Source organism: Mycobacterium hippophais (genome assembly GCF_027529605.1).
In the GTDB taxonomy this organism is placed as follows: Bacteria; Actinomycetota; Actinomycetes; order Mycobacteriales; family Mycobacteriaceae; genus Mycobacterium; species Mycobacterium arseniciresistens.
Window position 1 is genome coordinate 18005 of the sequence record NZ_JAPZPY010000001.1, and the last position, 24585, is coordinate 42589.

A 24585-nucleotide genomic window follows, 5' to 3' on the forward strand; every position below is an offset into this window, starting at 1 on the left:
CACGCGGCACGTCACTTGGCAGAATGCATCCGACGCGGGCGACTCCGCGGCGGATTGCGGAAGGGACATGCAGGTGACGGCGAGCACGCCCACCCCGACGGTGCGCGATCGGTTGATCGACGCCGCCGAGGAGTGTTTGCGCGTCAACGGCATTCGCGCGACGACGGTGTCGGAGGTGGCCGAACAGGCCGGGGTGTCGCGCGGCTGGCTGTACCGGCACTTCCCCGACAAGGTGTCGCTGCTGGGCGCCGCGATCGTGCGCCTCAACGACGCGTACTGGTCGCAGGCCCACGCGATGCTGGAGTCGGTGACGGGGCTGGACCGCCAGCTCGTCGCGGGTATCCGGCACGGCCGCACCGCCTACGACGACCCCGGCGCGCTGCTGATGAAGCTGCGGATCGACGAACCCGAGGAGTTCGCGGCGTGCGCGGGCGCGGGTGTGGCGGGGCTGGTGCCCGACCTCGCCGACTTCTGGTCCCGCTACCTGGTCGCCGCCCGCGACGCAGGCGAGATCCACGCCGGTACGGACATCGCCGAGGCTTCGGAATGGGTTGCGCGGGTGATTCTCTCACTCGCGACGGTGCCGGGAAACACGCTCGACGCCGGCGATCCGGTAGCGATGCTCACCCACGTCCGGCGCTACGTGATGCCCGGTCTGCGGACAGATCCCGCGCTCTGATCGCCGCGCGGCCCGGCGTCGTCGGCGAAGGTGAATTCACCACCGGCGATCCGGGCGAGCATCTGCGCCGTCCAATCCGAGGTGGCAGCGAACGTTCCGCGCCACAGGTCGAGCAGGTGCTGTGCGTGCGGCGGCTCGGCCGGGTCGGGCCACTGCGCCTTCAAGTCCTGCAGCTCATCGCCGATGGTCCGCGTGACGCCCAGTTGCGCCTCGAGCAATTCGACGACCCGGCGCCTGGGTAGGAAGCGCATGAGGGCGATTCCGGCGCCGAACTCCTCGATGTCCGGATTGAGCAGGGCCGCCTCGAGGAGCCGGAAGAACTCCCGCTCCCCCGTCGCCGTGACCAGGTACTCGACCCGAGCCGGCCCGCGTGAGTTCTCGGTGCGGGCGGTGTCCTGCAGAAAGCCTTCACGGGCCAGTTGTTTGACCGTGTGGTAGATCGACGGCGGCTTCACCTTGGTCCAGGTGTCCACCCGCCACGACGTCAGCTCGCGGTGGACGGCATAGCCGTGCGCGGCGCCGTGCATCCGCACGACGCCCAGCACGAGCAGGCGGACGGTCGACATCAGTCCGACAGCCAGCGTTCCAGCCGGGCGGCCGCCGCCAGGTCGTCGGCGAGCGCGGCCCGGTCGGCCTGACTCAGTGGCAGGGCGTTCAGATCGGCGTCGATCTCGTCGGCGCGCGCCCGGTCTCCCAGCGCGACGGCGATTTCCGCGCGGGCGGCCAACGCGCGGGCGACGTCCCGCAACGGCGCGTCCGCACGGTGGCGGCGCAGCCCGGAGTCGAGCGCCCGGGCGGCCGCTCGAGGATCGGTCTTGAAGTCGCGGAAGATCCGCGCGTTGTCGATGACCTTGGCCAGCCCGGTCAGCGCCGCCGAGCCGCCGTACTCGAGTTCGATGGGCTCGTCACGGCTGATGAAGACCAGACTGTTGCCGGACGGGTCCACCGCGGAGAACCGGGTCTGACCCGGCCGGAAGTAGGTCATCCGGGGCCGGCCCGTTGCGAGCACCTTGCCGTAGTGGCGGCGCAGCGCGACGGTGAAGTCGTCGTGCAGCGCGGCCAGGGCCTCCTGGTCGTCGACCATCACCACGCAACCACCGGAACACTCCTCGGCGGGGTCGAGGTTCTTCGGCGCGCCGACGTACTGGATTTCCAGTTCGGCGCGCCGGAACCACAACGACAGGTACGGACGGGTCTGGCTGTAGATCGTCTCGAAGCCGAGCGCGGTGAAGAACTCGGCGGTCAGGTCCGGCGCGACGCAGGGCAGCATCGGGATCGTTGTCGTGGCCATGCCGCTAGACTACTCAACTTTGAGTACTGAAGCGAGGCGAAGAAAAGCCCCCGCCGTTCGAGCGGGGGCTCTTCTGCTTGAGCTGGCGTCAGTCGTTGTCGGCGGCTGATCCCGGCGTGTTCTTCGAGACCTGCACCAGGAACTCGTAGTTGCTCTTCGTCTTCCGCAGCTGGCTCATCAGCAGGTCGATGGCCTGATGGCTGTCCAGACCGGACAGCACCCGGCGCAGCTTGTGCACGACGCCGAACTCGTCGGTCGACAGCAGCAACTCGTCCTTCCGGGTGCCCGACGGGTTCACGTCGACCGCGGGGAACACCCGGCGCTCGGCGATCTTGCGGTCGAGCTTGAGCTCGGCGTTGCCGGTGCCCTTGAACTCCTCGAAGATCACCGTGTCACCGGTCGAACCGGTCTCGACCATCGCGGTGGCGATGATCGTCAGCGAACCGCCGAACTCGATGTTGCGCGCGGCCCCGAGGAATCGCTTCGGCGGGTACAGCGCGGTGGAGTCCACACCACCGGAGAGGATGCGACCCGAGGCCGGCGACGCGTTGTTGTACGCGCGGCCGAGCCGGGTGATCGAGTCCAAGAGCACGACGACGTCCTTGCCCTGCTCGACGAGCCGCTTGGCCCGCTCGATCGCCAACTCGGCGGCCTGGGTGTGGTCTGACGGCGGCCGGTCGAAGGTCGAGGCGATGACCTCGCCCACCACCGAACGCTGCATGTCGGTCACCTCTTCAGGTCGTTCGTCGACGAGCACGACCATCAGGTGGCATTCCGGGTTGTTGACCGTGATCGCGTTGGCGATGTCCTGCATGATCGTGGTCTTACCGGCCTTGGGCGGCGAGACGATCAGGGCGCGCTGACCCTTGCCGATCGGCATGATCAGGTCGATGACGCGGGTCGTCAACCGGTCCGGGGTGGTCTCCAGACGCAGCCGCTGATTCGGGTACAGCGGCGTCAGCTTGTTGAAGTCGGGCCGCTTCCTGGCGTCCTCGACCGGACCGCCGTTGACGCTGTCCAGGCGGACCAGCGGGTTGAACTTCTGCCGCTGATTCTGGTTGCCGCCGTCACCACCGTCCTTGGCCACCCGCACCGCGCCCGTCACCGCGTCGCCGCGGCGCAGGCCGTTCTTGCGGACCATGTTCATCGACACGTACACGTCGTTGGGGCCGGCCAGGTAGCCGGAGGTCCGCACGAAGGCGTAGTTGTCGAGCACGTCGAGGATGCCTGCGACGGGCTGCACGACGTCGTCGTCACGGAGTTCGGTGTCACCGCCACCGGCGCCACCGCCCTCGGCGCCTCGTTCGCCGCGACGCCGGCGGTCGCGGAACCGGCGGCCGCGCCGGCCACCGCGCTCGTCATCATCGTTGTCGTCGTTGCGGTTGTCGTCGTTGCGGTTGTCCGCGTTGCGATTGCCGCCGCGATTGTCGTCGTTGCGGTTGTCGGCGTTGCGGTTGCCGCCGCGGTTGTCGGCGTTGCGGTTGCCACCGCGGTTACCACCGCCATCGCCACGGTTGCCGCCATCGCCACGGTTGCCACCGCCGTCGGCGCGGTTGCCGCCATCTCCACGGTTACCACCGCCGTCGCCACGGTTGCCGCCGTCGCCACGGTTCTCGGCATTGCGGTTGCCGCCACGGTTCTGCTCACCCTGGTCGCCGTCGGACTTGTTGTCGCGCTTGCGTTCCGCGGCACCATCGGCCTGCGCCTTGTCGCGGTCGTCGCGCCTGTCGCGCGCCGTGTCGCCGTCGGTCGTCTCGGGCGCCTGGGTCTTCACCGCGGACTCCGCCTGAGCGGGCTTGTCCTCGGCCTTGGCGTCCGCGTTGTCCTCGGTCGCCGCTGCCGGCTGCTGCGCGTCGCCGTCTGCGGGCGCACCGGCGCGACGGGAGGCGCCTCGCCGTTCGCGACGTGCCCGCGCCTGCTGAGGCGCTTCCGCCTCGGCAGGGGCCGCGTCGGCGCTGTGGCCGTTGGCCTGTCCGGTGTCGGCCTGCTGGCCGCCGTTCTGCTGCTCACGCCGGGCCCGGATGGCGGCGACGAGGTCGCCCTTGCGCATGCCGGAGGCGCCTTCGACGCCGATCTGCCTGGCCAGGGCGCGCAGCTCGGGAAGCACCATGGTGCTCAGCGAGGCGGACCGGTCGCCCGATGCCACGTCGGCCGTGGGCGCGGTCTCCGCCGCCGGCGTGTCAGCGGATGCGCCGGCAGCGGAAGTGTTGTCTGGGGTCACAGTGTCGGACAGCGCGCCGTTCTCGGCGCCGCCACCAGCTGTGAAGAGGTCCGTATCAGTCACGGATTTCCTTTCTTCCCTCGCTCGCTATCGCATCTCGCAAGGGGTCATCTGCGCTCAGCGGATTCGCTGAACGCGAAGGTCCCACCGCCGCCTGTGCAACGGTGATCGCCGGAATTCGCCGCCCGACTGCGAGTCGTCAATCCACGAGTGGAATTTCGAGAGAATGAGTGGTCGTCCTAGTGTCGGCGCAGGCAGAGACGCTGCGATTGCTGGACGAGAGCGAGAATAGCCCCCTTCTCAGCCGGAAGCAAGAACGTGCCCATTCGGCGGGTGCGGCGCGTCAGCTCTTGACCGGAACGCCGGACGTCCAGCTCGCACCGCGGCCGACCGCCATCTTCTCGACGGTGAACCCGTGCGCGGCGCCGTACTCGTGGGCGGCCTGCGGGAGGGCGGGCTCGGTGCTCAACCCCAAAACCGCTGGTCCGGCCCCGGAGAGCACAGCTGCCACCCCACAACGCCGCAGCAGCCGGAGATATTCCGCCGAGTCCGGCATGGCCGGTGCGCGCTGCGGCTGGTGCAGCACATCCTCGGTCGCCGCCATCAGCAGATCGGGCCGATCGGTCAGCGCCACCACCAACAACGCCGCACGGCTGACGTTGAAGGTGGCGTCGGTGTGATGGACCTGCTCGGGCAGCAGCACACGGGTCTCGGCGGTCGATGACCGCTGCTGGGGGATCGCCGGGAACAGGTGGATGCCGGGATGCAGACGCAGCGACGCGGCGGCATAGCGCCGCGCACCGGCATCGACCTCCGTCCAGGACACCACGGCGCCCCCCAGCACCGCGGCCGCGGCGTTGTCGGGATGTCCCTCGAACTCCGACGCCAGCTGGATGAGCCGGTCCTGCGTCATCGGCGTTGAGCCGGTCTGCGCGACAAGTCCGTTGACGGCCGCAAGTCCGCCGACCACGGCCGCCGCCGAGGACCCCAGCCCCCGCGAGTGCGGAATGTCGTTGCGGCACCGCACGATCAGGCCGGGCGCGCGGAACCCCGTGGCGCGCAGACCCGCCTCGACGGCCCGCACCACCAGATGCGTCGCATCCAAAGGAACCTGACCGGCGCCCTCGCCCTCGACCTCGACGATCAGGCCCGACTCGGTTGTCTCCAGGACGATTTCGTCATAGAGGCTGAGCGCCAAACCCAGACTGTCGAAGCCCGGGCCGAGGTTCGCACTCGACGCGGGCACCACCGACGTCGCGGTCAGCCCGACGGGCAGGATCTCGGTCACCGACGATCGTCCTGTCAGCCCAGGCCGAGCTCGGCGACCACTGCGGCCGGGTCCACCGCGATCGCGGTGACCGGCGGCATCCCGCGCAGCGCGGTGTCGGGGTCCTTGAGGCCGTTGCCGGTCACGGTGCACACGACCGTCGATCCGCGGCGCACCCAGCCGTCCTCGACCGACTTCAGCAACCCGGCCACACTGGCGGCCGACGCGGGCTCGACGAACACACCTTCCGACTGCGCGATCAGGTGGTAGGCCGTGAGGATTTCCTCGTCGGTGGCGGCCAGGAAACGGCCCTCGGACTGCTGCGCCGCCTCGACGGCCGACGTCCAGGACGCCGGTGCACCGATGCGGATGGCAGTGGCGATGGTCTCGGGGTTCTTCACCGGCTGACCGTGCACCAGCGGTGCGGCGCCGGCGGCCTGGGTGCCCAGCATCCGGGGCAGCCGATCACCGAGACCGTCGCGGTGGTACTCGGTGTAGCCCTTCCAGTACGCCGTGATGTTGCCTGCGTTGCCGACCGGCAGCGCGTGCACGTCGGGCGCGTAACCCAGCGCATCGACGATCTCGAACGCGGCGGTCTTCTGGCCCTCGATGCGGTAGGGATTCACCGAGTTGACCAGAGCGATCGCGGGGTGGTCGGTGGTCAGCTTGCGTGCCAGTTCCAGGCAGTCGTCGAAGTTGCCGTCGACCTGGATGATCTTGGCGCCGTGCATGACCGCCTGAGCGAGCTTGCCCATCGCGATCTTGCCCTGCGGGATCAGCACCGCGCAGGTGATGCCTGCCTTGGCGGCGTAGGCCGCCGCCGACGCCGAGGTGTTCCCGGTCGACGCGCACAGCACCGCCTGCTGACCGCGGGCCACCGAGTCTGTGACGGCGACGGTCATGCCCCGGTCCTTGAACGAGCCGGTCGGGTTGAGCCCTTCGACCTTGAGATGCACTGTGCATCCGGTCTGTTCGCTCAGCCGTCGGGCGTGGATCAGCGGCGTGCCGCCCTCGAGCAGCGTGACGGGTGCCCAGTCGTCGCCGATGGGCAGGCGGTCTCGGTAGGCGGCGATCAGGCCGGGCCACGGTGTGTGCACCGCGCGGGATGGTGCGCTCATTCGGTGAAGCCTTCCATCCGCAGGACACTGTTGATGCTCTGCACCACGTCGAGATCGCCGAGCGCATCGACGGTCTCGGACAACGCCGCATCGGTGGCCCGGTGGGTGACCACCACGATCCGGGCGCCGCAGGGGCGGCCGCCTTCGTCGACCATGCCCTCCTGGCGCACCGAGGCGATGCTGACCTCACGCTTGCCGAATTCCGCTGCCACCGAAGACAACACACCGGGACGGTCGGCGACGTTCATGTTGACGTAGTAGCGGGTCGGGATGAAGCCGATCGGCGACACCGGCAGTGCGGCGTACTTCGACTCGCGCGGGCCACGGCCGCCCTGCACGCGGTTACGCGCAGCCATCACCAGGTCGCCCATCACCGCCGACGCCGTCGGGGCGCCGCCGGCGCCCTGGCCGTAGAACATCAGCCGGCCGGCGGCCTCGGCCTCCACCACCACGGCGTTGAAGGCCCCGTTGACGGTGGCCAAGGGATGACTCAGCGGCACCAGCGCCGGGTAGACGCGCGCCGAGACCCGCTGCTGCCCTTCGTCTGTGGTGAGTCGCTCGCAGATGGCCAGCAGCTTGATGGTGCAGCCGAGCTCCTTGGCGGATTCGAAGTCCTCGGCGGTGACCGCGGTGATGCCCTCGCGGTAGACGTCGTCGGCGGTCAGCCGGGTGTGGAAGGCGATCGACGCCAGGATCGCGGCCTTGGCGGCGGCGTCGTAACCCTCGACGTCGGCGGTGGGATCGGCCTCGGCGTATCCGAGCGCACTCGCGTCGGCCAGGGCGCTGTCGTAGTCGGCACCGGTCTCGTCCATCGCGGACAGGATGTAATTGGTGGTGCCGTTGACGATGCCGGCCACCCGCAGCACGGTGTCGCCGGCGAGCGACTGGGTCAGCGGACGGATCACCGGGATGGCGCCGGCCACCGCCGCCTCGAAATACAGGTCGACGCGGGCAGATTCGGCCGCCTGCGCGAGTTCACCGGTGGACTGCGCCATCAACGCCTTGTTCGCGGTGACGACGGACTTGCCCTGCTCCAGCGCAGCGAGGATCGCCTTACGCGCGGGTTCGACGGGGCCCATGAGCTCCACGACGATGTCGACGTCATCGCGCGAGACGAGCCCCTCGATGTCGTCGGTGAGCAGATCGATCGGCACGCCGCGGTCACCGGCGACACGGCGCACGCCCACGCCGCGCAGCACCAGCGGGGCGCCGACACGGGCAGCCAGATCGGCGGCGCTCTGCTCGATGATGCGCACCACCTCGCTGCCGACATTGCCGAGGCCGAGAACGGCTATGCCGACGGCTTTCTCACTACTCATGAACTCACTTCCAGACTCAACAGATCTTCGACCGTTTCCCGGCGCAGGATCAGCCGCGCCCTTCCGTCCCGGACGGCCACCACCGGCGGCCGCGCCAGCATGTTGTACCGGCTCGACATCGAGTAGCAGTACGCGCCGGTCGCAGCGACGCCGACGAGGTCACCTGGGGCGACGTCATCGGACATCCATGCGTCGCGAACGACGATATCGCCGCTCTCGCAATGCTTTCCGACCACCCGACTGAGCGTCGGCACGGCCTCGCTGATGCGTGAGATCAGCCGCACGTCGTACTCCGCCCCGTACAGCGAGGTGCGGATGTTGTCGCTCATGCCGCCGTCGACACTGACGTAGCGGCGGAGGGCGTTGGCGCTGACCGCGACGTCCTTGGTGGTGCCGACCCGATACAGCGTGATGGTGCCTGGACCGGCGATCGCGCGGCCGGGTTCGACGACCAGACGGGGAGCGGGCAGCCCGACCGCGGCCGACTCCTCACCCACGATGGTCAGCAGTTTGTCGGCCAGCACCTTCATCGGTGGTGGATCATCCTGCGGAAGATAGGAGATGCCGAGGCCGCCGCCGAGGTCGACGGTGGCGATCTGCGCGGTCTTGTCGACCCCGAACTCGGCGACCACGTCGCGCAGCAGGCCGATCACCCGATGGGCGGCGATCTCGAAGCCGGCGACGTCGAAGATCTGCGAACCGATGTGGCTGTGCAGACCGACCAGGCGCAGGTTGCCGGCCTCGAAGACCCGCCGCACCCCTGTCATCGCGGCTCCGCTGGCCAGCGACAGCCCGAACTTCTGGTCCTCGTGTGCGGTGGAGATGAACTCGTGGGTGTGGGCCTCCACACCGACGGTCACCCGCACCAGCACGTCCTGCACGACGCCGTGCCGCCCGGCGATCTCGTCGAGGCGCTCGATCTCGATCATCGAGTCGACGACGACATGTCCGACCCCGGCCGCGACCGCGGCCGTCAATTCGTCGATGCTCTTGTTGTTGCCGTGCAGCGCGATTCGCTCCGGCGGGAAGCAGGCGTGCAGCGCGACGGCGAGTTCGCCGCCGCTGCACACGTCAAGCGCGAGCCCCTCCTCGTCGATCCAGCGGGCGACCTCACCGCACAGGAAGGCCTTGGCGGCGTACCGGACGTTGTCACCGCCGCCGAACGCCGTGGCGATGTCCCGGCAGCGAGACCGGAAGTCGTCCTCGTCGATCACGAACACCGGCGTGCCGAACTCGGCGGCGATGTCGGTGACGGGAACGCCCGCGATCGACACCACCCCGTCGGCTCCGCGGACGGCGTTGCGGGGCCACACGTTCGGCGCCAACTCGAGCACATCGGCCGCTGCGAGCGGCGGTGGCGGCGTGCCGCCGTGGCGAACCTCTTCGGCGTGCCTGGGTCCTGCGGGGTGCGCCATCACATCCGCTCCGGGGCCGAGACGCCGAGAATGGCCAGCCCGTTGGCGACCACCTGACGCGTCGCATCGCAGAGCGCGATCCGCGCGGCGTGCAGGTCGCCCGGCTCCTCGTCACCCTGGGGCAGCACCCGGCAGGAGTCGTAGAACCGGTGGTAGTCACCGGCCAGGTCTTCGAGGTAACGGCACACCCGGTGCGGTTCCCGGAGGGCCGCAGCGGCATTGAGCACCCTCGGGAACTCGCCGAGGTTGCGGATCAAAGTGCCTTCCTTGTCGTGCGTGAGCAGTTCGAGGTGTTCGGTGCTCGCGACGACGCCGAGCTCGGCCGCGTTGCGCGCGAGTGCGGAGAGCCGGGCGTGTGCGTATTGCACGTAGTAGACCGGGTTCTCGCTGGAGGCCGACGACCACAGTTCGAGGTCGATGTCGATCGGGGTGTCCACCGAGGACCGGATCAACGCGTAGCGCGCGGCGTCGACGCCGATGGCCTCGACCAGGTCGTCGAGCGTGATGACGGTGCCTGCACGCTTGCTCATCCGCACCGGTTGCCCGTCGCGGACCAGGTTGACCATCTGGCCGATCAGCACCTCGACGGTGTCCGGATCGTCACCGAGTGCGGCGGCGGCGGCCTTGAGCCGGGCGATGTAGCCGTGGTGGTCGGCGCCGAGCATGTAGATGCACAGGTCGAAGCCGCGCTGGCGCTTGTCCAGGAAGTAGGCCAGGTCACCGGCGATGTAGGCCGCGTTGCCGTCGCTCTTGATGACCACGCGGTCCTTGTCGTCGCCGAACTCGGTGGTGCGCAACCAGGTTGCGCCGTCCTTCTCGTAGATGTTGCCGGTTTCACGCAGCTTGGCGATGGCCTGCTCGACGCGGCCGCTGGTGTGCATCGAGTCCTCGTGGGTGAACACGTCGAAGTCGGTGCCGAACTCGTGCAGCGAATGCTTGATGTGGGTGAACATCAGATCGACGCCGATCGCCCGGAAGGTCTCGCGCGTCTGGGCATCCGGGTACGTCAGCACCTCGGGATCCTTCTGCAGGATCTGGGCTGCGATGTCCGAGATGTAGCTGCCGGCGTAGCCGTCCTCCGGCGTCGGCTCACCCTTGGCGGCGGCGACCAGCGAGTTGACGAACCGGTCGATCTGCGCGCCGTGGTCGTTGAAGTAGTACTCGCGCACCACTTCGGCACCCTGGGTGGCCAGCAGGCGGCCCAGCGCGTCGCCGACGGCGGCCCACCGGGTGCCGCCGATGTGGATCGGGCCGGTGGGGTTGGCCGAGACGAACTCGAGGTTGACTTTCTGGCCCGCCAGCACCGCGGAGTGCCCGTACGCCCGGCCACCCTGCAGCGCGTTGTCGATGATCACGCCCTGCGCGGACGCCTCGATCCGCAGGTTGACGAAGCCGGGCCCGGCCACCTCCGCCGAGGCGATGCCGTCCCGGTCGGCCAGTGCGGTCGCCAGCCAGCCGGCCAGCTCACGGGGATTGGTGCCGACCTTCTTGCCGAGCTGAAGGGCGATGTTGGTGGCGTAGTCGCCGTGCTCGGGATTGCGGGGACGCTCGACGGTGACCGTGGCCGGCAGGGCGGAGGCGTCCAGGTCGTGCTCGGCCAGCACCGCGACGGCGGTGGACTTGAGCAGCTCGGCGAGGTCGGCGGGTGTCACGGGGGTCCATCCTATGGTCTGGGGTGGTCACCGCCCGAATCGATTACTCCCCCGGCGAGCGAGCGCGTCTGCACGGCGACACGCCGCAGATTGCGGACGTCGGCGCACACTCGCCGAACAGCGGTTGGGAGCGGGTGACTCCCATGCGCTAATCTGTCTTCGCCCAACGGCGCATCGCGTGCGCCCCCGTAGCTCAGGGGATAGAGCGTCTGCCTCCGGAGCAGAAGGCCGCAGGTTCGAATCCTGCCGGGGGCACCACAGTCTCAGCAAGAGAGAAACAGAACGCCTGCTACACCGAACAATCACGCTCGGCCAACTTTGCAGGACGCGGACCGGCACCTTTCTTGGCGTCGACGCGCATATTCGAGGGCACGCACTAACAGGAACTCAGCTATGTCGATGCTCGACGCTCGCCGGTGCGGAACACCCCGTGAAATGCGAGAAGCATCATGCGATCCGCAATGCGGCTAATTAGCTGATTCTCGCTTCTAGCTGGCCTATCGAAAAGATACTGAAGTTCTTCTGCGCGAAAGTAAATGATCTTGCGCGCAAATGGGTACGTCTCTCGGCACCAATCTGATGACCACTAGCTCCGGCGTCAGCAACGTCGGGCGCGGCGACGGGAGACCGTAATGAGTAGTCAGGGACTGACCCCGGAGGAAATCGAGGCGGAGGTCGCCACCGCGCTTCCGGACAAAGAGGTGGTGACGATCCTCGACCTCAATGTCGACGTCGACGTGTTCATCGACGCAGCCGCGCCGATCGATCTGGCCGCGGCGGCTCAGCTCAACGTCGCGGCACCACTCGAGGCGTCCGCGGCGGCCAACGTGATGTCGCAGGACTCCGGTGCGCAGGCCGAGACCATTCAGACCGCCTCGGTCAACCAGGTGCTACTCGCCGACGCATACGCGCAGGCAGATCAGACCAGCAACATCGACCAGGCCGACGAGGCCGACGGCGATCCCGCGCCGCCGCCGCCCGACGACGGTGGCACGGTGGAGATCGGCGACCTCGCCACACTCGAAGGCCCACTGCTGAACGTCGACGTCAATGTCGACCTCGACACCGATCTCGCGGCGCCGATCGCCGGCGCCGTCGCCGCCAACGCCAACGTGGCCGCGCCGATCGATGCGGCCGTCGCCGCGAACGTCGGTTCGACCAATTCGGACGCCATCGCGTTCTCGAACCAGGATGCGGTCATCAATCAGCGGCTCGAGGGTATCGCCAGCGCGAACGCTGTTCAGGATTCCACCATCGACCAGGGCACCACACAGCCCGACAGCACGTCCGGTGAGACCAGCAGCACCACAAGCGATGGCACTTCAAGTGATAACGACAGCGGTAACGCCGGCGACGGAACGTCCGGTGGCGACAGCGCAGGCAGCAGCACCGGCTCCGACGGCTGACGCCACACCCCGCTGACACGAGGAGCACCCAGGTGACTGCGACAACCGACGGCGCAGGCCCGACACAGGCCCTCCTGCGCCGCGCGGACGGTGTCGAGCTGATCGGGGAGATGGCGGGATCCGGCTACCGGGTCCCGCCCTCCCTGGTTCGCCGCGCCGACGGTCAGACCATCCAGCTGACCCCGCTGCTCTATGCGACGTTGCGGGAGATCGATGGTCGCCGCGATGCGGAGGAAGTGGCCGCCGCGGTCTCCGAGTCGACCGGCCGAAGCGTCAGCGAGGACAACGTCGCGCACTTCTGCGATCAGCAGCTGCGGCCGCTGGGTCTGCTGGTCGGGCCGGACGGCACCGAACCCGCCGTCGAGAAGCGAAACCCGCTGCTGGGGCTCCGGTTCCGTTACGCCGTCACCGATCCCGACCGCACCCGGAGGCTGACCGACCCCTTCCGGTTCCTGTTCCGGCCGGTGGTGGTCATGCCGGTGCTCGCGGCCTTCGCCGTCGTCTGCTGGTGGGTGTTCTTCCGTAAAGGGCTTGCCTCGGCTGCGTACGACGCGTTCGAACGGCCAGGCCTGCTGATCCTCGTCTTCGTCGTCACGGTGCTGTCTGCGGGCTTCCACGAGTTCGGGCACGCGGCCGCCGCCAGGTACGGCGGTTCCACACCCGGCGTCATGGGTTTTGGGCTGTACCTGGTCTGGCCCGCGTTCTACACCGACGTCACCGACTCTTACCGCCTCGGCCGTGCCGGACGGCTGCGCACCGACCTCGGCGGCCTGTACTTCAACGCCATTGTCGCGGTGGCGATCACGGGCCTGTGGCTGGGACTCCGATACGACGCGCTGCTCTTGGTCGTCGCGACGCAGATCATCCAGATGCTCCGTCAGCTCGCACCGCTGGTGCGATTCGACGGCTACCACGTCCTGGCCGACCTCACGGGTGTGCCGGACCTCTACGGCCGCATCAAGCCCACACTGCTCGGCGTGTTGCCGTGGCGGTGGCGGGATCCGCAGGCGAGGGCACTGAAGCCGTGGGCCCGCATCGTGGTGACCGTGTGGGTGCTGGTGGTCGTCCCGCTGCTGATCGCTTCTCTCGCCGTGGCGGTCTACGCGTTGCCTCGTCTGATCGGCACGGCGTGGGCGAGCCTGAACAAGCAGCAGGACGTGTTCGCCGCGGCCTGGGCCGATGGCGACTTCATCCAGGCCGCCGCCCGGGTGCTCGCCATGGTCGCGATAGCGATTCCGATGGCGGGAATCATCTACCTGCTGGTCCGTGTCATCCGCCAGGTGACCCAAGGCGTCCGGCACGCGACGGCCGGTAAGCCCGCGCTGCGGTTGCTGGCCGTCATCTGCGGCGCAGCCGTGGCGGCCGGGGTGGCCGTCACGTGGCTCGACAGGGAGAACTACCGGCCCATCCAGGCGAGTGAGCGCGGGACGATCGGTGACATCACGTTCGCACTCGGCGTCGATCGACTGGGCGAACCCCGGACCGTCACCGAGGCGCCGCAGCCGGTCGCGAGCACCCGGCTCGTCCGCGGGGACCGCGGAGTCATCCAGGCACTCTGGGACACCGACACCCCGATGCCGACCCAGAGCTCGCCGCAACTCGCGGTCATCCTCGTCCCCAAAGCGGCGCCGACCGCGGTGGAGAGCAACGGCGGCGGCGGATACATCGCGAGCCCTGCTGCTGCCCAGGCTGCCGACAAAGGGTGGGTGTTCCCGGTCGACAAGCCGCTGGCCCCGGACCCGGGTGACAATCAGGCCCTCGCGGTGAACACCACCGACGGCACCATGGAGTACGAGGCGGCGTTCGCCATGGTCTACGTCGAAGGTTCGGAGGCGATGAACGTCAACGAGGCGCACGCCTACGCCTCGTGCAACTCGTGCGGCGCGGTCGCCGTCGCCTACCAGGTGGTGATCGTCATCGACGAGGATGCCACGGACGACAACGTCGCGGTGCCGCAGAATCTCGCCGGCGCGCTCAACTACGAATGCGTCAACTGCCTGACCTATGCACTCGCACGGCAGCTGTTCGTCACGTTGGACGAGCCGCTGTCGGAGGACGCCACCGCGAAGCTCGACGCCGTCTGGGAACGAATCCAGGACTACGAAGCGCAGATCGAGAAGGGCGAGGTGGACCCGGACGAAATCGCTCCCCAACTCGACGCCTTCACCAATGAAATCAAGGCCATCATCGAGGCGGACCAGCCGGGGACCTTCCCGTCAGCGACGTCCACCGCACCGCCGACGACAACAGCGCCGAGTACGACGGTGGCCGCCACGACGTCGGCACCGGCACCGTCGACGCAGGTGACCGAGCCGGCGGCCACGACAGGTGCCACCGCGCCGACAGCGACCGCCGAAACAGCCATCGGTGAGACGGCCACGAGTGCCCCTGCAGCGCCCGAGGATTCGGCGACGGCCGAACCGACCACCGACGCCACGACAGGCGGCGACGCGGGATCCTCTACAGACTCGACGTCGGACGGCACGAGCCAGGACGGCACGACTCAGGACGGCTCCACGTCAGACGCCGACGGGTCAGGCGACACGTCAGACAGCACGTCGCCGTGACGGGTGGCGGCGGCGATCGACACCGCCGCCCCGGGCGGACTACTCGACGATGAAGACCGGGATCTGACGAGTCGTCTTGGTCTGGTACTCCGCATACGGCGGATAGGCCTCGACGGCCAGCTTCCACCAGTGCTCGCGCTCTTCGCCCTCGATCTGGCGCGCGGTGCCGGTGAACACCTTGTCGCCGTCCTGCACGGTCACGGCGGGGTTGGCCTTGACGTTGAAGTACCAACTCGGGTGCTTGGGGTCGCCGCCCTTGGACGCCACCATCGCGTACTTGCCGTTCTCCTCGACCCGCATCAGCGGCACATAGCGCTTCTTGCCCGACTGCGCGCCGGTCGTGGTGAAGAGGACGACCGCTCGGTCGAATACCTCGACGCCGTCCGTGCTGCCCTGCGCGAGGATGCGCTCGGTCTGTTCGCGTACCCAGTCGGTGGGGCTCAGTTCGGGTTGATCGGTCACGGTTCACCCAAACACGGCGACCTTGCCGGCTATTCCGCGGGGGGCGTGCCGGCGTCCCGTGAGTGGACCGCGCGGCGCTCAGTACGCGTCGTGCAGCCGCATCCACTCGTACGGCGGCTGCTGCGGCCATCCCTGCGGGGAGACTTCCCATGACTCCTGGCGGCCGTAGGCGGTCAGGTCGAGCAGGTCGAACACCACCATGAACGGCTCCTCCCCCCGGCGGTAGGTGCTCCAGGTGTGGAACACCCGGTCACCGTCGCGCAGGAAGGCGCTGATCGCATGGCGCTCCTCCCCGTCGACCGTCGCCTCGAAGTCCTCGTTGAAGGTCGACGTCCCCGACGACACCCACGGTAGGTCCCAGCCCATCCGGTCCCGGAAGGCGAGCAGCTTGCCCACGGGCGCGCGCGAGATCAAAACCAGTGACGTGTCTTTCGCGTGCAGGTGCGAAAGCGGGCCGATGTGGTCGGCCATCATCGAGCAGCCGGCGCAGCCCTCGTCCCAGTCCGGCCCGAACATGAAGTGCTGCACGATGAGCTGGCGTCGCCCGTCGAACAGGTCGAGCAGCGGCACCGGTCCGCTCTCGGTGTCGAACAGGTAGGGCTCGGTGATCTCGACCATCGGCAGCTGCCGGCGCGCTGCGCTGACCTCGTCCTTGTGCCGGGTCAGCTCCTTCTCCCTGACCAGCAGGTCGGCGCGGGCCCGCTGCCATTCCGCGCGGGAGACGATGGGCGGCAACGCCAACGGCCCGGTCACGCGAAGAGGCCCACCGCATCAGCGACCCGGCGCAGCTGGTCGATGTCGCTGCTCGTGGGGATCAGGTGCACCTCGTCGGTGCCGATGTCGGCGAATCTGCCGAGCACCTCGACGAGTTCACGCTCTGTGCCGGCGAACCCGGTGGTCGGCGCCATCGCGTCGACGTACTCGGCCGGGATCCAATTCATGTAGCGCCGCAGGTGACGATGCACCTGTCCGCGCGCATCGTCGTCGTCGCCGATGGCGAACCAGAACGACGTGCCCAGATGCGGCGCCGGCTTGCCGGCCTGGGCCCACGCATCGCGCGCGACGTCGTACAGTTCGCGCTGCTTGTCCAGATCCATGTCGAGAGTGATGCCGGCCAAGCCGCGCGCCCATGCCGCGGCGCTGCGCACGGTCTTCGGACCGATGCTGCCGACCAGCAGCTCGGGTCCGCCGGGCTGCACCGGCGGCGGCCCAACCGGCAGCACGGAGTCGGTGACCTTCTCCCCGGCCCACACCCGCTTCATCACCGCCACGCGCCGTGCCATCTCGCGCATCGTCTGGCTCGCGGGATCCGCTCCGGCGGCCACGTAGTCCTCGTGGCGACCGCCCACGCCGATGCCGACCGTCAGGCGACCGCCGCACAGCATGTCACCGGTGGCCAGTCCCTTGGCCAGCATCACCGGGTCGTGCAACTGGGGCACCACCACCGTGGTGACCAACCGCACCCGGTCGGTCCAGGCCGCCAGGGCGCCGAGCAGGGTCAAGCTGTCCGGATTGTCGAACGCGATGCGCTCGCCCCAGCACAGCGACGAGAACGGCCCACCGTCGATCACCCGGGCCCAGGCACGCAGCAGGGCCGAATCGAGGTTCGGCTCCATCACCGGCATGGTCATCCCAATCCGCACGCGGCGATTCTGGCACGGGTGGCAGCATCCAGGACATGGCAATCGACGCAACGACCATCGGGCACATCCGGCTCACCGTGACCGACATCGACCGCTCACGGCAGTTCTACGAGCAGGTGTTCGACTGGCCGGTGGCTTTGGAGATGCCCGCCGATGCCGACACGGCGACCCGGGAACGGCTGCACTTCCTGTTCGGCGGCGTCCTCTACCGCGTCGGCGACCTGCTGATCGGCCTGCGACCCGTCGGCACCGACCGGTTCGACGAGGACCGCACCGGCCTCGACCACCTGGCGCTGCGGGTGTCCGGCCGCGACGCGCTGGACCGCGCGGCTGGTCACCTGGACGCGCTCGGCATCGCCCACGAGCCGGTCAAGGCGATCGGGCACGGCTGGATCCTGGAGTTCCGCGACCCCGACAACATCGCGCTGGAGCTGATCGCCGAGGCGTAGGTCAACGCCGCAGCCCGGCGACCGTCAACAGGTGTGGCCGGCGCAGGACCAGGCCCGCCCACAGCAGCACACCGACGTACACGGCGAACAGCGTGTGGGAGAACAGCGGCGCCTCGACCCGCATGTTGGCGGTGACCGCGCCACCGAGGTATGCGGTGATGCCGAGTGCGCCGAGCACGGCGGTCCGCGGAATCGCCCACACCGCAACGCAAATCGTCAACACGATGCCCATCACCAGCGTCTGCCCCTGCGGGAAGCCCAGCATGGCCGTGCCCTCTTCGGCCTGCGACGCACCCGCGAGCTTGCCGAGTGCGTCGAACACCAGAAACGCCCCGACGAGGACGCTGATCGCGATCCCGGCGCGCCGGCCCGCCCTGCTGCCTGCGGCGTCGACGGTGTTGTGCTGCGGTGATGATGCGGTGACGGTCATGGTCTGCCCCTCGGAGTCCGGCCTGATGTGTGACAGGGCAGACCGGACTCCGCCGCGAAACTCATCGATGCGGGGGTTTCCCCCCGCCGGATCAACGGGGAAACACTGTGTCGCCCGCCGCCGCGACTCCATAGGTTTGAGGACATGGTCGCAGTCACCTCGAGCCCCCCGCCGGCCCCGCTCGCCGCCGGTGAGAGCACCGGACCCACCGCCTCCGACGTCACGCCTGCCGTCCGCCACCTGGGTGTGACGGCGACGGCGTCGATGATCACCGGCGCCGCGATAGCCCTGGTGTGGTTCTGGATTCCGCTCGCGATACTGGTCGTCGGCGTCTCGTCGATCCCGTCCGGCATCGGATTCGTCCTCGCCGCAGTCGTCTTCATCTACCTGATGCGCGGTGTCCAACACGTCGAACGGCTGCGCAGCGAGGCGGTGTTCGGCTTGGGCATCGGCGTGGCAGCGCGCAACGTGTCGCACTACACCGGATTCGTGCGCTGGCTGCACCAGCAGTGGCTCGACATCAGCAGCGCCCGGTTCTGGAAGGGCGTGGCACACCACTATCTGCGGATGGCCTACGACATGCTGGCCGTCGGCGCCGCATTCGCCCTGACCGCCTTCGCCTTCCTGGCACCGCCGGCGGCGATGGCCGTCAGCGCGAGCGACGACGACGCCGGCCTGCCGTTCCTGTCGCCGGTGCTGGCGTGGCTGCTCGCCGCCGTCGCGGTGCTCGCCGCCGTCGCCATCCTGGTGTTCGCCCCCGCCCTCGACGCCAGGATCGACCGGTGGCTGCTCTCACCGTCACCGACCGCAGCGCTGCAACATCAGGTGAGTGCACTGGCCGACGCCCGCTGGGGCGCAGTGTCCTCGGCGCAGACCGAGCGGCACCGCATCGAGCGGGACCTGCACGACAGCGTGCAGCCGCGGCTGGTGTCGCTGGCGATGACGATCGGACTCGCGCAGACCAAGCTCGACACCGATCTGCCCGCGGCCAAACAGCTCATCGCCGAGGCCCATGACGACGCCAAGAGCGCACTCGTCGAACTGCGCAACGTGGTGCGCGGCATCGCCCCCACGATCCTGTCCGATCGCGGGCTGGATGCGGCGCTGTCGTCGGTGGTGCAGCGGTCCGCCGTTCCGACCACGCTCGACCTGCAACTGCCCCGCCGGCTGCCCGACGAGGTGGAGGCGTGTGCCTACTTCGTGGTGGCCGAGGCGGTCACGAACGTCGCCAAACACTCGCAGGCCACCCAGGCGGTCGTCACCGTCCGGCTCGACGAGTCGTCTGAGGAGTTGCACGTCAACATCTTCGACAACGGCCGCGGCGGCGCGGGCATCACCGCGGACGACAATGCCACCGGCCTGCGCGGCCTCGACGAACGCGTGCGCGCCGCCCGCGGCGTCTTCGCCGTCACCAGCCCGGCGACCGGACCCACCAACGTCACAGCGGTGCTGCCATGCGCATCGTGATCGCGGAGGACTCCGCACTGCTGCGCGCCGGCATCGAGCGCATCCTCACCGATTCCGGCCATGACGTCGTTGCAGGCGTGCCCGACGCCACCAACCTGCTGCGCCTGGTCAACGAGGAGCATCCCGACCTCGTCATCGTCGACGTGCGGATGCCACCCACATTCACCGACGAAGGCATCCGCGCCGCCGCGCTGCTGCGCAGCCAGAACCCCGAGTCGCCGGTACTGGTGCTGTCGCACTACGTCGAGGAACGGTATGCCGCCGAGCTGATCGCCTCGGACACCAAGGGATTCGGCTACCTCCTCAAGGACCGGGTGGCCGACGTGCCTGCCTTCCTGGACGCCGTCGACGTGGTGGGCGGCGGGGGCACCGTGCTCGACCCCGAGGTGGTGTCGCAGATCCTGGTGCGCTCACACCGGCGCAGCGTGCTCGATCAGCTGACACCGCGCGAACTCGAGGTGCTGCAACTGATGGCCGAGGGCCGGACGAACTCGGCGATCGCCACCGCGCTGCACGTCTCGGTCGGCTCCGCCGAGAAGCACATCGCGTCGATCTTCACCAAGTTGAACCTGACGCCCGACGAGGGCGAGAACCGTCGCGTGCTGGCGGTGCTCCGCTACCTCGAGTCGTGACCCACCCGGAAGGACCCCGCGCATGACCACCATCGCTCCCCCGCCGCCTGCACCGGCCGGACCGCCACCGCCGATCACGCCGGGCGCACGCACCGCGCTGCGCGCCGCTCTGATCACCGTCGCCGCCGTCCTGGTGGTAGGCAGCGTGGCGGCGTTCGGGGTCACGGCCTGGGGTGTCAGCACGGTCCGAGTGGTCGCCGACAGCCAGGCCCTGCCCGCCGCGATGCGCTCGCTCGTCGTCGACAGCGGCGAGGTGCCGGTCGCCATCCGCATCACCGCCGACCGGGCGGCCCGCGAACCCCGGGTCGATCTGCGACTGGTGAACACCAACCGCAGCGGCGAACACCGGCTCTCGGTGACAGGTGCCGGCGCCGAGCGGCGCGTGACGATCGAGGAGTCACCGTCGCCGATGCTGAAGTGGGCGCGCGGCGGCGAGATCACCGTCACGCTGCCGCCGGAGCAGGCGCGCAGGCTCACCGTGCGCACCCAGCAGCGGACCGGCGTCGTGCTGGCGCAGGCCGATGTCGACCAGTTGATCGCCCGCACCGACGACGGCGCGGTCATCCTCAGCGGCGCCGCACGCCGGATCGAGGTCCACACGGTCGACGGCGAGGTGGCCTCGCACCACCCGGTCTCGGTGCGGGAGAGATTCAGCGCCAGCACCTCCGACGGAGACATCGCGGTCGACTTCCGCGACACCGCACCGCGCGTCGTCGACGCGGTGAGCGGCAGCGGCGACGTGGTGATCGGCTTGCCCGGGCGCGGCCCCTTCCTGGTGCGCACCCAGTCGGGTCAGTCGGCGACGGTCGCGGTGCCCGAGACCGACGACCCCGGCGCCGCGGTCGGCGATGTCACGGCGCGGTCCGACACCGGCGACGTGGTGATCGAGGAAGCCGACATCCACCACCGCTGAGTCCGGCCCGCAAACCGGGAGAACAGACCGGGCGACTCGCCGCCTGCGCCGCGGGCACGTTGTAGCGGCGCATGGATCGCCGGTCGTCGCCCAGTAACGCGGAGGGTCACGACGAGCCAAAGCTCCGCCCTGCCAGGCCGTATATCGACCCTGACGTCAATTGATCTACGACTCGAGGCGTGTCTGGACTGCACTTGTTTCCCGGACAAACATCACGCGGCCATGTCACGATAAGCGGCGTTACGTCCGCAACGGCAAACGCCGGGACGGCTCGTTGATGTCCGCACGTGAGGAGCAGTGGATGGGTTGGGCGACGGCTTCGGGACTCCGCGGCGCGATGACGAGAACAGGTACGGCCGTCGTGTGCATCGGCATCGCCGCCGCGAGTGCGGGCACCGCGAACGCTCAACCGAACCCTACCGACCCCGAGTGCCTGACGAAGCCCTGGCTGCCCCAGTGCCTCGACAATCCCCCGGGGCCCGGCGATCCCGCGCCCCCGCCACCGCCTCCCCCGGGTTCCGGGGTTCCGAACGGGCCGGCAGACATCGCGTGCATCAGCCAGCCCACCAACCCCGTCTGCGCGGGGGGCCCGTACGCGCCTCCTGCACCACCGCCGCCGCCACCCCCGCCACCGCCGGGTGTGCCGCCACCGCCTCCGCCACCGCCGCCGCCGGGCGGCGCCGTCGCACCGCCCCCCGTCGCGCCACCACCTCCACCGGTGGCGCCACCACCGGTCGCACCGCCACCCATCGCGCCTCCGCCGATCGCACCGCCGCCCATCGCGCCACCGCCGATGGGTGGACCCGCCGGGCTCGGCGGACCTGCCGGCATCCCCGGGATGGGCGGACCCGGCGGCATCCCCGGGATGGGTGGACCCGCCGGCATCCCCGGCATGGGCGGACCAGGCGGCATCCCCGGCATGGGCGGACCAGGCGGCATCCCCGGCATGGGCGGACCTGCCGGAATCGGCCACATCGGCACGCCGGGCGGCATTGGCGGCATGGGCATGGGCGGCGGCCTCGGCCACATCGGCATGGGTGGCGGCATCCACACCGGCGGCTTCGGCGGCGGGATGGGCATGGGCATGGGCGGGCCGGGCCACATCTAGGCACGCCCCGTCAGCGCACCGCCATTCCGAACAGCAGCATGTCCTGCGGCTCGTCAGAGAGGTTGGGCAGCAACGCATAGCGCGCCAGCCTGCCCTCGAACGCCAGGCCGCTGGTGCGCAGCACGGCCGCCGAGGCGGCGTTGTCGGGGTGGCAGCACGCCGCGACGCGGTAGATCCGGTTGTCCATCCGGATCGCCTCCAGCAGCACCGCCACCACTTCCGACATGATCCCGCGGCCCCACCACTGTCGGCCGAGGCAGTACCCGAGCTCGACGGCGTGCCCGGAAAGACGCGTCGTGCCGCACACGCCGACGATCTCGCCGGACTCGCGCCACTCGATGAGCCGGGCCGTGTGGTCGCCAACGTTGTAGAACTCGGTGATCACCCGGCGGGTCTCGGCCACGTCGGTGTGCGGTCGCCAGGACAGGTACCGCGTCACCTCAGGGTCCTTCGCGAACCCGTGGAAGACGGCCTCCGCGTCCTCGATCCGCGGCGCCCTCAGCCGCACCCGCGGCCCGGTGAGGACGGGAACCTCTGCGATCGCGTCATCCGGCATGGTGCCATCGTGCATCCTTGCCTGCGCGCCGCTGCACTGCTTGACTGAGGTGACATGGCAATCACGTTCAACCACAAGATCGTCGCCGCCCGGGACCGTCAGGAATCGGCGGCGTTCTTCACCGAACTGTTCGGCCTCCCCGACGCGCAGGAGTTCGGGCCGTTCCTCGCCGTTACGCTCAACCACGGCGTGAGCCTCGACTACGCGCAGGTGCCACCCGACACCGAGATCCACACGCAGCACTACGCATTCCTGGTCTCCGAGGACGAATTCGACGCGATCTACGGCCGCATCCGCGAGCGGAACATGCCGCACTGGGCCGACCCACACGGATCCCACCCCGGTGAGATCAACCACCACGACGGGGGTCGCGGGGTCTACTTCCAGGACCCGTCCGGGCACTACCTGGAGATCATCACCCGCCCATACGGATCGGGCAGTTGACCGCGCGCCCCTACCGGGTGATCCAGTGGGCCACCGGGGCGGTCGGTAACGAGGTCCTCGCCGCCACCCTGGACCGACCCGACCTCGAACTCGTCGGCGTCCGGGTCTACTCCGCGGACAAGGACGGCGCGGACGCCGGCACCCTGATCGGTCGCGCCCCGGTCGGCGTCACCGCCACCACCGACGTCGCGGCGATCATCGCCCTCGACGCCGACTGCGTGATCTACACACCGCGCATCGTCGACCTCGACGACGTGTGCGCGCTGCTGGCCAGCGGCAAGAACGTGGTCACCACCGCGTTCCTGTTCCACCCCGACCGGATGCCTGCCGCCGACCGCGACCGTCTGCTCGACGCCTGCAGGCAGGGCGCAAGCAGTGTGCACGGCAGTGGAATCAACCCTGGAAACCTCTCGGGCGCATTGCCGCTCGCGCTGTCGGGCATGTGCCGCACCATCGAGCGGATCACGCTGCAGGAGCGGGCCGACTGGTCGGTCTACGACAGCACGGCCATCACGTTCGACAACATGTGCTTCGGCCGCCCGGTTGACGAGATCGGCCCCACCGCAACCGATTTCCTCGCCTTCAACAGCGGCATATTCACCGAGCAGGTGTGGCTGCTCGCCGACGCGCTGCACGCGGGCATCGACGAGGTGACGGCCACGGTCGAGGCCGTCGCCGCCGTGGAGGATCACCAGATCTTCGACCACCTGCTCCGTGCCGGCACCACCGCCGGCCAGCGTTGGAACTGGGTGGGCCGCCGCGACGGCCGGCCGCTTGTCGAGATCGAGACGCTATGGACGGTCGGCAACGAGTACCCGCTGCACTGGCCGACACCGCAGCACGGCTGGACGCTGACCATCGAGGGCGACCCGTCCATGCGCACCCACTTCATCTCGCTCGCCAGCTTCAGCCGCACCGCCACCATGGCCGAGCACGTGAACGCCGCCAACATCGCCACCGGCATGCAGATCCTCAATGCGGTGCCTGCGGTGTGCGAGGCGCCGCCTGGCTTCGCCACCACGGCCACGCTGCCGCTGATCCGCAGCGCCCGCGGATTCGGCAACTAGACCGGCGGGTGGTGACCCCGCTGCCGTTCCTGGCCGAGATAGTCGGTGGCCAACGCCGCCACGTGCCCGGGTAGCGCCCCGCTGGCCACGTCGGCCAATGTCGTCTGCTCGAGCACCGAGCGCATGCTCGCCCGGAGCGCACGCCACACGTCGGTCAGGGCCGCCGTCGGACCCGAGTACGGCAGATCACCCAGACCGATGTCGCGCACGCTGGCCAGCGGTCCGTCGATACAGCGCAGGACGTCGGCCAGGCTGATCTCGGCCGCCGGGCGGGCCAATTCGTAACCGCCCTCGCGGCCGCGGTAGCTGCGCACCAGCCGGTCGGTGCGCAGGTCGGAGAGGATGTCGACGAGGAACTGCGCGGGGATGCCCTGGGCCTTGGCGAGGTCGTCGGTCTTCACCACGACGCCCTCGTCAGTCGTGGCCAGCTGCACCATGGCCCGGACGGCGTACTCCGCCTTGGCCGACATTCGCATGCC

General features: G+C 69.3%; 24 protein-coding genes and 1 tRNA gene. 11 read left to right on the plus strand and 14 right to left on the minus strand.

From position 1 onward, the window contains the following. The first annotated feature begins 67 nt into the window (after positions 1-67). Complete coding sequence (locus O6P37_RS00105; protein ID WP_269892173.1) at positions 68-679, plus strand: TetR/AcrR family transcriptional regulator; 612 nt, start codon at positions 68-70, stop codon at positions 677-679. On the opposite strand, the gene O6P37_RS00110 is transcribed toward O6P37_RS00105, so the two are convergent. From O6P37_RS00110 to argS, 8 genes are all read right to left on the minus strand, one after another. Then, entirely contained in the window at positions 640-1245 is a 606-nt protein-coding gene (locus O6P37_RS00110) for a PadR family transcriptional regulator (RefSeq protein WP_269892174.1), read from the minus strand. The two genes, O6P37_RS00105 and O6P37_RS00110, sit on opposite strands and share 40 nt — an antisense overlap. Beyond that, a complete protein-coding gene (locus O6P37_RS00115; RefSeq protein ID WP_269892175.1) occupies positions 1245-1970 on the minus strand; it encodes a VOC family protein in 726 nt (241 codons plus the stop codon). The genes O6P37_RS00110 and O6P37_RS00115 overlap by 1 nt, the downstream gene beginning before the upstream one ends. An 88-nt stretch (positions 1971-2058) precedes the next feature. Further along, the gene (gene rho, locus O6P37_RS00120) at positions 2059-4254 is read right to left on the minus strand and encodes a transcription termination factor Rho (protein ID WP_269892176.1); all 2196 of its coding nucleotides are present in this window, start codon (positions 4252-4254) and stop codon (positions 2059-2061) included. A 280-nt stretch (positions 4255-4534) separates the two neighbouring features. After that, the gene (gene thrB, locus O6P37_RS00125; protein ID WP_269892177.1) at positions 4535-5479 is read right to left on the minus strand and encodes a homoserine kinase; all 945 of its coding nucleotides are present in this window, start codon (positions 5477-5479) and stop codon (positions 4535-4537) included. A 14-nt stretch (positions 5480-5493) separates the two neighbouring features. Beyond that, positions 5494-6576: a threonine synthase gene (gene thrC, locus O6P37_RS00130; RefSeq protein WP_269892178.1), complete on the minus strand. Its 1083-nt coding sequence runs from the start codon at positions 6574-6576 to the stop codon at positions 5494-5496. Continuing rightward, the gene (locus tag O6P37_RS00135; RefSeq protein ID WP_269892179.1) at positions 6573-7895 is read right to left on the minus strand and encodes a homoserine dehydrogenase; all 1323 of its coding nucleotides are present in this window, start codon (positions 7893-7895) and stop codon (positions 6573-6575) included. Before O6P37_RS00135 ends, thrC begins: the two co-directional genes overlap by 4 nt. Next, positions 7892-9313, minus strand: a complete 1422-nt coding sequence (gene lysA / locus O6P37_RS00140) for a diaminopimelate decarboxylase (RefSeq protein ID WP_269892180.1) — start codon at positions 9311-9313, stop codon at positions 7892-7894. Before lysA ends, O6P37_RS00135 begins: the two co-directional genes overlap by 4 nt. Then, positions 9310-10962 carry an arginine--tRNA ligase gene (argS, locus tag O6P37_RS00145; RefSeq protein WP_269892181.1) on the minus strand — a complete coding sequence of 551 codons (1653 nt, stop codon included), beginning with the start codon at positions 10960-10962 and terminating at the stop codon, positions 9310-9312. The genes lysA and argS overlap by 4 nt, the downstream gene beginning before the upstream one ends. 182 nt (positions 10963-11144) lie before the next feature. Here argS and O6P37_RS00150 point away from each other — a divergent pair. The 3 genes from O6P37_RS00150 (at position 11145) to O6P37_RS00160 (ending at position 14935) form a co-directional block, all read left to right on the plus strand. Beyond that, a tRNA-Arg gene (locus O6P37_RS00150) sits at positions 11145-11220 on the plus strand. Between the two features lie 374 nt (positions 11221-11594). Then, positions 11595-12368 carry a peptidoglycan-binding protein gene (locus O6P37_RS00155; RefSeq protein WP_269892182.1) on the plus strand — a complete coding sequence of 258 codons (774 nt, stop codon included), beginning with the start codon at positions 11595-11597 and terminating at the stop codon, positions 12366-12368. Between the two features lie 32 nt (positions 12369-12400). Continuing rightward, positions 12401-14935 (plus strand): hypothetical protein, encoded by a 2535-nt coding sequence (locus O6P37_RS00160; protein WP_269892183.1) that lies wholly within the window; start codon positions 12401-12403, stop codon positions 14933-14935. A gap of 39 nt (positions 14936-14974) precedes the next feature. On the opposite strand, the gene O6P37_RS00165 is transcribed toward O6P37_RS00160, so the two are convergent. From O6P37_RS00165 to O6P37_RS00175, 3 genes are all read right to left on the minus strand, one after another. Beyond that, positions 14975-15397, minus strand: a complete 423-nt coding sequence (locus O6P37_RS00165; RefSeq protein WP_269892184.1) for a nitroreductase family deazaflavin-dependent oxidoreductase — start codon at positions 15395-15397, stop codon at positions 14975-14977. A 78-nt stretch (positions 15398-15475) separates the two neighbouring features. Beyond that, a complete protein-coding gene (locus O6P37_RS00170; RefSeq protein ID WP_269892185.1) occupies positions 15476-16150 on the minus strand; it encodes a DUF899 domain-containing protein in 675 nt (224 codons plus the stop codon). Further along, complete coding sequence (locus O6P37_RS00175) at positions 16147-17028, minus strand: LLM class flavin-dependent oxidoreductase (RefSeq protein WP_269893118.1); 882 nt, start codon at positions 17026-17028, stop codon at positions 16147-16149. Before O6P37_RS00175 ends, O6P37_RS00170 begins: the two co-directional genes overlap by 4 nt. 47 nt (positions 17029-17075) lie before the next feature. Between O6P37_RS00175 and O6P37_RS00180 the strand changes: the two genes are divergently transcribed. Further along, positions 17076-17489 carry a VOC family protein gene (locus O6P37_RS00180; RefSeq protein WP_269892186.1) on the plus strand — a complete coding sequence of 138 codons (414 nt, stop codon included), beginning with the start codon at positions 17076-17078 and terminating at the stop codon, positions 17487-17489. A gap of 1 nt (position 17490) precedes the next feature. On the opposite strand, the gene O6P37_RS00185 is transcribed toward O6P37_RS00180, so the two are convergent. Beyond that, positions 17491-17919, minus strand: a complete 429-nt coding sequence (locus O6P37_RS00185) for a DoxX family protein (RefSeq protein WP_269892187.1) — start codon at positions 17917-17919, stop codon at positions 17491-17493. Positions 17920-18063: 144 nt separating this feature from the next. Here O6P37_RS00185 and O6P37_RS00190 point away from each other — a divergent pair, with 144 nt between their 5' ends. From O6P37_RS00190 to O6P37_RS00205, 4 genes are all read left to right on the plus strand, one after another. Continuing rightward, positions 18064-19386: a sensor histidine kinase gene (locus tag O6P37_RS00190; protein ID WP_269892188.1), complete on the plus strand. Its 1323-nt coding sequence runs from the start codon at positions 18064-18066 to the stop codon at positions 19384-19386. Next, positions 19374-20018: a response regulator transcription factor gene (locus O6P37_RS00195; RefSeq protein WP_264014445.1), complete on the plus strand. Its 645-nt coding sequence runs from the start codon at positions 19374-19376 to the stop codon at positions 20016-20018. The genes O6P37_RS00190 and O6P37_RS00195 overlap by 13 nt, the downstream gene beginning before the upstream one ends. 22 nt (positions 20019-20040) lie before the next feature. Next, on the plus strand, positions 20041-20931 hold the full coding sequence (locus tag O6P37_RS00200) for a DUF4097 family beta strand repeat-containing protein (RefSeq protein WP_269892189.1): 891 nt from the start codon (positions 20041-20043) through the stop codon (positions 20929-20931). Positions 20932-21208: 277 nt separating this feature from the next. Then, positions 21209-22039, plus strand: a complete 831-nt coding sequence (locus O6P37_RS00205; RefSeq protein WP_269892190.1) for a hypothetical protein — start codon at positions 21209-21211, stop codon at positions 22037-22039. Between the two features lie 10 nt (positions 22040-22049). Here O6P37_RS00205 and O6P37_RS00210 read toward each other — a convergent pair whose 3' ends face one another. Next, positions 22050-22595, minus strand: coding sequence for a GNAT family N-acetyltransferase (locus O6P37_RS00210; RefSeq protein WP_269892191.1), 546 nt, complete (start codon positions 22593-22595; stop codon positions 22050-22052). A 54-nt stretch (positions 22596-22649) separates the two neighbouring features. Here O6P37_RS00210 and O6P37_RS00215 point away from each other — a divergent pair, with 54 nt between their 5' ends. Together O6P37_RS00215 and O6P37_RS00220 are read left to right on the plus strand one after the other, a co-directional pair. Beyond that, the gene (locus O6P37_RS00215; protein WP_269892192.1) at positions 22650-23039 is read left to right on the plus strand and encodes a VOC family protein; all 390 of its coding nucleotides are present in this window, start codon (positions 22650-22652) and stop codon (positions 23037-23039) included. Next, positions 23036-24106 carry an NAD(P)H-dependent amine dehydrogenase family protein gene (locus O6P37_RS00220; RefSeq protein ID WP_269892193.1) on the plus strand — a complete coding sequence of 357 codons (1071 nt, stop codon included), beginning with the start codon at positions 23036-23038 and terminating at the stop codon, positions 24104-24106. Before O6P37_RS00215 ends, O6P37_RS00220 begins: the two co-directional genes overlap by 4 nt. On the opposite strand, the gene O6P37_RS00225 is transcribed toward O6P37_RS00220, so the two are convergent. Continuing rightward, entirely contained in the window at positions 24103-24582 is a 480-nt protein-coding gene (locus O6P37_RS00225; RefSeq protein WP_269892194.1) for an Rrf2 family transcriptional regulator, read from the minus strand. The two genes, O6P37_RS00220 and O6P37_RS00225, sit on opposite strands and share 4 nt — an antisense overlap. Positions 24583-24585 lie beyond the last annotated feature (3 nt).